Below are 8,925 nucleotides of genomic sequence, written 5' to 3'. Positions count from 1 at the left end.
CGTTGACGAAGCTTGCGCTTCATTCATTGTTTGTATCCGAAGATACGTTTTTTGCCTCATCGTTCAGTTTTCAAAGTTCGTCGTGTCGTTTTCAGCGACTTTAATATCTTACCAAGTTATCAACACAATTGTCAACAACTTTTTTTGATATTTTTTTCGGTGTGTCACAACCATTTGCGGCACAAGAAATAATATACCACGGCTTTTTCGATTGTACAAGCATTTTATTAGAAAAACATTTAAAAAGATTATTTACCCGTTTTATTGCTGATTGATTCCAATCCATCATGTCTTTTCGAGCCTTCATTTTTCATAATAAAGCTCCCTCTCTACTATATATAGAAGAAAGGGAGCAAACGTGTTTGTTAGTTTTGTTGGTGGCGCATCGTTGGGAATAAGAGAACGTCCCGAATCGATGGTGCATTTGTTAGCAACATGACAAGGCGATCGATTCCGATTCCAAGTCCACCCGTTGGCGGCATTCCGTATTCCAATGCTTCGATGAAATCATTATCCATCTCGTGTGCTTCGTCGTTCCCAGCTTCCTTTTCAACAAGCTGTGCTTCGAAACGTTCACGTTGGTCGATTGGATCGTTTAACTCCGTGAAGGCATTCGCATGTTCACGACGCACGATGAATAATTCGAAACGATCCGTAAAGCGTGGATCTTCTGGGTTTTTCTTCGCGAGTGGTGAAATTTCAACTGGGTGACCATAAACGAAAGTCGGTTGAACGAGTGTCTCCTCGATTTTTTGTTCGAAGAATTCGTTTAAGATATGCCCCGTCGACATATGTGACTGAACTTCGATTCCGTGTTCATGGGCAAGTTCATGGGCCCGCTCTTTCGAAATATCATCAAAGAAATTGATTCCTGTCGCTTCTTTAACGAGATCTGCCATATGGGCACGTTTCCAACCAACCGTTAAATCGATGACGTCTTCGCCATACGTAACTTTTGTTGTCCCAAGTACTTCTTGAGCGACGTGAGCAATCAGGTTTTCTGTTAAATCCATGATATCTTCATAGTCCGCATATGCCTCATACAACTCAATCATCGTGAACTCTGGGTTATGGCGTGTTGAAATTCCTTCATTTCGGAAGACACGACCAATTTCATATACTTTTTCGAGTCCACCGACGATAAGACGTTTTAGGTGCAACTCAATCGCGATTCGCATGTAAAGCGTCATATCAAGAGCATTGTGGTGCGTGATGAACGGACGGGCAGATGCTCCACCTGCGATTGTGTGTAACATCGGTGTTTCGACTTCCAAGTAGCCGAGACTATCGAGGTATTGACGGATGCCTCGAATTACTTTGCTTCGGGCGATGAATGTCTCCCGTGATTCCGTGTTCGTAATGAGATCGAGATAACGTTGACGGTACCGTTGTTCCACATCTTTTAATCCATGATATTTATCTGGAAGCGGACGAAGTGCTTTCGTCAACAATGTAAACGACGTGACATGGACTGATAACTCGCCGACGTTCGTTTTAAAGACATAACCACTGATTCCGATGATATCACCTAAATCGCATGTCTTGTAAATTTCATATGCTGCTTCTCCGACATCGTCTTTCCGGACATATAACTGAATTTGACCTGTCACATCCTGAACGTTCGTAAATCCAACTTTCCCTTTACGGCGTGTTGTCATGACACGTCCCGCAATCGTTACTTCCGGTTTTAATTCAGCTAATTCCTCTTTTTCGTTCTCGCCGTAAGCTGAACGAATGCTTGCTGTATCCGTTGACCGTTCAAAACGAGCACCGAACGGGTCGAGTCCTTGCTCACGCATCGCGTTCATCTTACCGAGACGCACCTGCATTTGATCATTCATTTCCATGTCCTGACTCACTGTATTCACTCCTTCTAAAAATTGTTCACGACGGTCTTCATCATTCTGCATCAAAAAGCTGCCGGCATGACCGACAGCACCTTGAAAAAACCGATTCGCTCATCTTTAATGCAATTAGCGTACCATAAAACGGGTAATGCCGACTATACTTTACCTGTCACGCATGTACTGCGGTTGTTTCCAAGGTTTCGACATACTGACGTAACAACTCTTGAAGACCGGCATGGGTATCAATATCGAATAAGGCTTTTCGGACTTGCCCGTTCCCACTTAATCCTTTGAGATACCACGCGACGTGGGTACGCATTTCACGAACGGCTAGTTTCTCACCTTTCAGTGCAACGAGTCGTGCCGCATGCAACAAGCAAATATCAATCTTTTCACGTGGTGTCGGCTCGGCTGGTAACGTCCCGGATTCGAGATACTGGATCGTCTGATAGAGCATCCATGGATTGCCGAGCGCCGCCCGACCAATCATCACACCATCTACACCGATTTCATCAATCATCCGTTGCGCGTCTTGCGGCGTTTGCACATCACCGTTTCCGATGATCGGAATCTGCACTGCCCGTTTTGCTTCCCCGATGATGTTCCAGTCCGCAACGCCCTCATACTTTTGCGAACGGGTCCGCCCGTGAATAGCAACCGCCTTTGCTCCACCCGCTTCCGCTGCCCGGACATTATCGACACAATAAATATGATGACTGTCCCACCCTGTCCGCATCTTCACCGTGACGGGCTTCTCGACCGCTTGCGATACAGCATGAACCATTTCATATACTTTATCGGGATCAAGCAACCATTTTGCACCGGCATCACATTTCGTGACTTTTGGAACCGGGCATCCCATGTTGATGTCAATGATATCCGCATTCGTGTTGGCATCGACATACTGTGCCGCCTTTACGAGTGTCTCCTTCGATCCGCCGTAAATCTGCAGACTGAGCGGCTTTTCGCGTTCGTCGACATACAGCATCTCTAACGTCCGTTCATTTTCATACAAAATCCCTTTATCGCTGACCATTTCCGCACAGACGAGTCCTGCCCCGAATTCTTTTGCAATCAAACGAAACGCAGGATTGCAGACGCCCGCCATCGGTGCGAGGATGACACGATTGTTCAGTTCGACGTCACCAATCTTAAAACCTGACATGTAGCGCTCTTCCTCTCTTCTTCAATACCCTCTATTCCTTCACGATTCGTCTGACGCCCGCTCGTTCCGTTTCCGGTAGTTGCGCGTAGAGTTCCTCGACCGTCCTCTTTAAATGCGGTACCTCATATTGCGGATTCAATTCCTGCAACGGCGCGAGGACAAATGCCCGCTCTTGCATCCGTGGATGCGGCACCGTTAATCCTTCTGAATGTATATCATCTGTATTATAAAGGATGATGTCAAGGTCTAACGTTCTCGGTCCATTCTCGAACAATCGCTTCCGTCCTTCTTGGCGTTCGATGCCCTGCAAGTGCTCGAGCAACACCTCCGCGGACCAACTCGTCTCAAGTTCGACGACCATGTTGTAGAATAAATCTTGATCGAGGTAACCGACAGGAACGGTCTCATAAATCGAGGACGGGCGAATCGCTTGAATCTCCGGGTACGCCGTCATCGCTTCAATTGCAGCATGTAAGTGCCCGGCCTTATCCCCGATGTTCGACCCAAGGGCGATGTAAGCACGGTTCATGCATAATCCCCCCGAACCCGATTGATTTCTACCGCGACATGCTCATAGTGCCCTGCGATCGGTGGATCAGGTTTGATGACTTTGACGGTCGCTTCCAAAATTCGTGGATCGAGCAAAAAGACGTGTCGGACGATTCGGTCCGCGAGCGCCTCGACCAACTGAACGGCCTCCCCTTCGACGACATGTTTCGTCGCTTCATAGAGTTCCGCATAATTGACACTTTCCCGTAAATCGTCCGTCTCGCCGGCGCGTGATAAATCAAGTCCGATGGATAAATCCACATTAAAGCGCTGTCCTAACTTCGTTTCTTCTGCGAACACTCCATGATAACCATAAAAACGCATCCCTGAAACGTGTATGCGATCCATCTTCATTCCCCCTTCGGTAATTCTGCTGCAAGCATCGCGTCCATCATCAGAGCGGCCCGCTTGATTTCTTTCACGTCATGGACACGCATCCACTCGCAACCTTGTTGGATTCCGTAACAGACGGTCGCAATCGTCCCTTCCACCCGTTCCGCCGCCGGGAGCCCGAGCGTCAATCCGATCAGTGACTTGCGTGACGTCCCAAGTAAAACCGGGTATCCAAAATCTGTCGCAATCGCGAGGTGACGCATCAAAAATAAATTCTCTTCATACGTTTTCATGAAACCAATCCCTGGATCAAGCCAAATCCGATTTTCCGAGACACCCGCCTGTTTCGCTAATCGGATTGATTCTTCAAGGTCGGCGCGGACTTCAGCTAAGACGTCTGTTCCGTGTGGTTCCGTCCGATTATGCATCAGGATGATTGGGACTTCGTGCCGGGCGGCGACCGTTACCATTGAACGATCCCCCCATTTCGAACCCCAAACGTCATTGATGAGATCTGCACCGGCACGGACAGCGGCTTCAGCGACTTCCGGTTTATACGTATCAATCGAAATCAAGACATCGAGCTCACGCTTCAAGCGACGAATCACTGGAACAACGCGGTCGATTTCATCTGCTGCTGAAACAAATGCCGCACCCGGTCGCGTCGATTCTCCACCAACATCGATTGCATCTGCCCCGTCCGCAACAAGTTGCCTAGCATGACGAACAGCGAGTTCGACATCAACGTATTGTCCACCATCTGAAAACGAATCCGGCGTCACATTTAAAATTCCCATGATTTTTGTCAACGTTTTTCCCTCCTCGACCACCGCGTCTCGACGGCCTCATCGAATAGCTGACGCACACGTTGATAGCCGCTTCCCGATTGACCCGAGAACGTTCGTCCGTCAAGTGATGAAACGGCGACTGCTTCTTGAACGGAATTCGTGTAGAGAATTTCGTCTGCCTCCATCAACTGTGGCAATAAAGCAAGGCGTTCTTCGACCATAAGTTGCTCCATCAAGAACTGGCGGGTGATCCCATTCAAGGCACCCGTCTCAAGCGACGGTGTATACCACTTCTCCCCATAACGCCAAAAAATGTTCGAAGTGATGCCTTCACAAATGAATCCTTCCTTCGTCAAGAAGAGCCCTTCCGCTTCCGGATTAAACAGTTGGCGTTTCGCAACTAGATTGTTCATGTAGTGATGCGACTTTAAGCGATACGCCGTTTCCGGTGTACTGCGTGGCAACCGGACCGTTTCAAGCGCCCGCTCCGTCGCTTGTCGCGCACCAATCGGTCTCGCATAAATCACGACCGTCGGCGTGTCATACCGCTCAACGGAGAGTCCGATATCACGGGGACCAGCCGAGACATTTAAGCGGATGTATAAATCAGTCGTCGCATGGGCACGGTATAAGGTCTCAATCGCAACTAACAGTTCATCCCGCGTATAGGGGATGACGATTCCAATCGCGGCACAACTCATCTGTAGCCGTTTAATATGATCATCAAATAAAAATGGATGTCCTGCATACGTACGAAATGTCTCAAAAATCCCCATTCCATATAAATAACCATGGTCAAATGGTGAAATCCGAACGTCTTCTTCTTTTACTACCTGTCCATCATGCCAAAGATACATATCGATTCAACTCCAAAAAGTTTTTTAACATCCGTTTCCCGTCTCGGGTCAAGATTGCTTCCGGATGAAACTGGACACCGACGATCGGTAACTCGCGATGTCGCAGGGCCATGATTTCTCCCCCTGCTTCCGCTGTCACTTCCAGGGCATCCGGAAAGGTCTCCCGCTCGACGACAAGCGAATGGTACCGTGTCACTGGTGTATCTTGAGCGATGCCTTCAAACATCCCGGTCGCGTCGTGAGACAATAACGAAACTTTTCCGTGCATTAAGTCTTGTGCCCGGACGACTTGTCCGCCGAAGACTTGTCCGATTGCTTGATGACCGAGGCAGACACCAAGGATAGGCAACTTGCCTGCGAAGTATTCGATCGCAGCAAGGCTGATGCCCGCCTTGTTCGGAGTACAAGGTCCTGGCGAAATCACTAGGTGATCGGGTTTGAGTTGTTCAATCTCCTCGAGTGTAATCGCATCATTCCGAAACACCTGGATCTCTTGCCCGAGCTCCCCAAAGTATTGGACTAAGTTGTACGTAAATGAGTCATAGTTATCAATCAATACAATCATGTCGTTCCCTCCGCCATTTCTTTTGCGACCCAAAGTGCCTTTGCCTTACTGAGTGATTCTTCATATTCGCTCACTGAACTAGAATCGGTGACGATTCCTGCTCCCGCCTGAATATAAGCGACGCCATCTTTGGCGACGAGCGTCCGAATCAAGATGTTGAAGATCGCATCGTCCGCCCAACTGATAAATCCGAGTGACCCTGTATAAATACCACGCCGGACCGGTTCTAACTCCTCGATGATCTCCATCGTCCGGATTTTTGGTGCACCGGTGATCGTCCCACCGGGGAACATCGCTGCGAGAACATCGCTCGCACCTTGGTGTTCCGCTACTTTCCCACGGACATTCGAGACGATATGTTGGACATGAGAATATTTTTCGATCACCATCAATTCATCGACATGAACGGACCCATACCGGCTGACCCGTCCTAAATCGTTGCGTTCTAAATCAACGAGCATGACGTGTTCCGCCCGCTCTTTTTCATTATCGAGCAGCGTCTTCGCAAGCGCTAAGTCTTCTGCTTCATCCTTCCCGCGCGGACGTGTCCCAGCAATCGGACGCGTCGCGAGATCGTCTCCAATTTTTTCGACGAGCAACTCGGGTGACGCTGAGACGAGCGTCAACTCTTCATCGACGAAGTAGCCCATGTACGGCGACGGGTTCACCTGCCGCAACACGTCATAGACATGAGCCGGCGATGTTAAGAGACGTTCATGTTGACGAACCGCAAGATTGACTTGAAAGACGTCACCCGCTTCAATATAACGTTTGACGCGGTCTGCCGCCTCGACAAAGTCGGCTTGTTCGAACGACCGACCCCGCTCTAACCGTTCATTCGAAACCGGGCGAAAGACTGGCGCAGGACTCTCCACTTTCCAAGCAAGTACTTCAGTTTCAAGTGCTGCTTCCGCTGCCTCGACCGTATCACGCGTCACGGCAACGAATAACTGACCTGCCTGTTCGTCATACACGGCGACTTCATCGTACCAATACAACGAAATATCTGCTGTTTCTAAATCGTCCTCCGCTTCGTCCGGTAATCGCTCTAAATACCGGACAGCGTCATAACTGACGTAGCCTGCCAGTCCACCGAAAAATGCAGGCATCCCGTCCGGACGAGCCGATGCATGACGTGCGCGTACTTCTTCAATTAATGAAAACGGAGAATCTGTTCGTTCTTCGACACCATCACGTGTTGTAATCGTCGTTTGTCCGGATTTCGTGCGTAACTGCCCGACCGGGTGCACACCAGCCATCGTATAGGAACCGATACGACCACTTTCGAGCCAGATATGACCGGTTTGTTCTTTTGTCCGCTCCACATAACGGTTATAAAATTGTTCCTTCGTCCATGTAAATGCTACATATCTCGTCTGTCGCACTTGCGTCCCCCACCTCTGTACGTATTCTGTCCTCATTATACGCAAAAAAAAGGCACGCGGGAGTCGAATGACTTCCGTGTGCCTGAAAAAAATTATAGTTTCGAACCTTCTTCTTCCTCGACTTGATAGAGTGGCGTACTGAGGTAACGTTCTCCATTCGAAGGAATGATCGCTAACACATTTTTGCCTTTTCCAAGACGTTTGGCCGTTTTAAGAGCTGCAGCGATTGCAGCACCTGAAGAAATCCCACCGAGAACTCCGTTTGATTTCGCGGCACGGCGCGCATGATCAAATGCTTCTTCCGTCGTGATTTGTTCGACACCGTCATAGATGTGTGTATCGAGAATCGAGGGTACGAATCCAGCACCAATTCCTTGGAGCTTGTGCGGACCCGGTTTACCACCCGAAAGAACAGGTGAATCCGTTGGTTCGACAGCGATGATTTCGATTCCCGGGAAGGCGTCGCGTAATACTTTACCAGCACCCGTGATCGTCCCACCTGTTCCGATTCCGGCGATGAAGGCATCCAGTGATAGTCCTTCGAACGCTTCAACGATTTCAGGTCCTGTCGTCTGTTCGTGAACGACGGGGTTCGCTCCGTTGTTGAATTGTTGCGGCATGAAATGACCATGTTCCTCTGCTTCCGCCATCGCTCGCGCGATTGCACCCTTCATTCCTTCCGGACCAGGTGTTAAAATCAACTCCGCGCCGTACGCACGAAGAAGAGTTCGACGTTCCATGCTCATTGTTTCTGGCATGACGAGAATGGCCCGGTATCCTTTCGCTGCTGCGACCATCGCTAGACCAATCCCGGTGTTGCCACTCGTTGGTTCGATGATCGTATCGCCCGCTTTCAGTTTCCCAGCATCCTCTGCCGCTTCAATCATCGACAGCGCAATCCGGTCTTTGACACTTGACCCGGGATTCATGTACTCCAGTTTCAAGTAGACATCTGCATCCTCTGGTCCTGTCAGATGGTTCAATTTGACGATCGGCGTGCGGCCGACTAAATCTAGTACTGAATTTGCAATACGCATGACCATTCCTCCTCATAATGAAAAACCTTTAATTCCAAGTAATCCGATAAATCAATTATCAATGGACTGGATGAAATCTGTCAATCAAAGCGCTCCACGGTAGGTTTCGTTCCATTTTTGGATTGACGTTCTATCGCTTCTTGAATCAAACGATCGAGTGTATCTTGTTCGTGTTCTTTACGCATTACTTGATAGACATCCGCTCGTGTGATGTCTTCGTCTCCCACTGTCGCGACGACGTCTTCAAGCGGTCCACCGATACTTTCTTGGACGATCTTCGGAGAATCAACTTTCGGTAGTTCTCCCATGAAGGCATATGCTCCCGTTAAAAAGTTCGTCAACAGTAAGATGAAAATCAACATCCACAAGTACTTAGAGTTTACATTTCCCATTTTCAGA

The 8,925-nt window shown here is 48.9% G+C and carries 10 protein-coding genes; all 10 read right to left on the bottom strand.

The genetic code is table 11. The features are described 5' to 3' along the window. Positions 1-365: 365 nt before the first annotated feature. The 10 genes from lysS to KNQ05_RS15210 all read right to left on the bottom strand — a co-directional run bounded on the left by lysS (position 366) and on the right by KNQ05_RS15210 (position 8,918). Positions 366-1,847: a lysine--tRNA ligase gene (gene lysS, locus KNQ05_RS15255; RefSeq protein ID WP_157898521.1), complete on the bottom strand. Its 1,482-nt coding sequence runs from the start codon at positions 1,845-1,847 to the stop codon at positions 366-368. A 169-nt stretch (positions 1,848-2,016) separates the two neighbouring features. Further along, positions 2,017-3,012 carry a tRNA dihydrouridine synthase DusB gene (dusB, locus tag KNQ05_RS15250; RefSeq protein WP_214771757.1) on the bottom strand — a complete coding sequence of 332 codons (996 nt, stop codon included), beginning with the start codon at positions 3,010-3,012 and terminating at the stop codon, positions 2,017-2,019. A 31-nt stretch (positions 3,013-3,043) separates the two neighbouring features. Continuing rightward, on the bottom strand, positions 3,044-3,541 hold the full coding sequence (folK, locus tag KNQ05_RS15245; protein ID WP_214806010.1) for a 2-amino-4-hydroxy-6-hydroxymethyldihydropteridine diphosphokinase: 498 nt from the start codon (positions 3,539-3,541) through the stop codon (positions 3,044-3,046). Then, positions 3,538-3,909: a dihydroneopterin aldolase gene (gene folB / locus KNQ05_RS15240; protein WP_088835988.1), complete on the bottom strand. Its 372-nt coding sequence runs from the start codon at positions 3,907-3,909 to the stop codon at positions 3,538-3,540. The genes folK and folB overlap by 4 nt, the downstream gene beginning before the upstream one ends. Positions 3,910-3,911: 2 nt before the next feature. Continuing rightward, positions 3,912-4,703 carry a dihydropteroate synthase gene (folP, locus tag KNQ05_RS15235; protein ID WP_159172872.1) on the bottom strand — a complete coding sequence of 264 codons (792 nt, stop codon included), beginning with the start codon at positions 4,701-4,703 and terminating at the stop codon, positions 3,912-3,914. After that, positions 4,700-5,539 (bottom strand): aminodeoxychorismate lyase, encoded by an 840-nt coding sequence (gene pabC / locus KNQ05_RS15230; RefSeq protein WP_214806008.1) that lies wholly within the window; start codon positions 5,537-5,539, stop codon positions 4,700-4,702. Before pabC ends, folP begins: the two co-directional genes overlap by 4 nt. Then, the gene (locus tag KNQ05_RS15225; RefSeq protein WP_214767897.1) at positions 5,523-6,104 is read right to left on the bottom strand and encodes an anthranilate synthase component II; all 582 of its coding nucleotides are present in this window, start codon (positions 6,102-6,104) and stop codon (positions 5,523-5,525) included. The genes pabC and KNQ05_RS15225 overlap by 17 nt, the downstream gene beginning before the upstream one ends. After that, entirely contained in the window at positions 6,101-7,489 is a 1,389-nt protein-coding gene (locus KNQ05_RS15220) for an anthranilate synthase component I family protein (RefSeq protein WP_353048603.1), read from the bottom strand. Before KNQ05_RS15220 ends, KNQ05_RS15225 begins: the two co-directional genes overlap by 4 nt. 92 nt (positions 7,490-7,581) lie before the next feature. Continuing rightward, a complete protein-coding gene (gene cysK, locus KNQ05_RS15215) occupies positions 7,582-8,526 on the bottom strand; it encodes a cysteine synthase A (RefSeq protein ID WP_214806005.1) in 945 nt (314 codons plus the stop codon). An 80-nt stretch (positions 8,527-8,606) separates the two neighbouring features. Beyond that, a complete protein-coding gene (locus KNQ05_RS15210) occupies positions 8,607-8,918 on the bottom strand; it encodes a SurA N-terminal domain-containing protein (RefSeq protein ID WP_214803562.1) in 312 nt (103 codons plus the stop codon). Between the last annotated feature and the right edge of the window lie 7 nt (positions 8,919-8,925).

Origin of the sequence: Exiguobacterium sp. s125, from assembly GCF_018618605.1 — a bacterium.
Classification (GTDB): domain Bacteria; phylum Bacillota; class Bacilli; order Exiguobacteriales; family Exiguobacteriaceae; genus Exiguobacterium_A; species Exiguobacterium_A oxidotolerans.
Note: the sequence above shows the minus strand (reverse complement) of the source record. Positions and strands in the feature narration are given on the sequence as shown.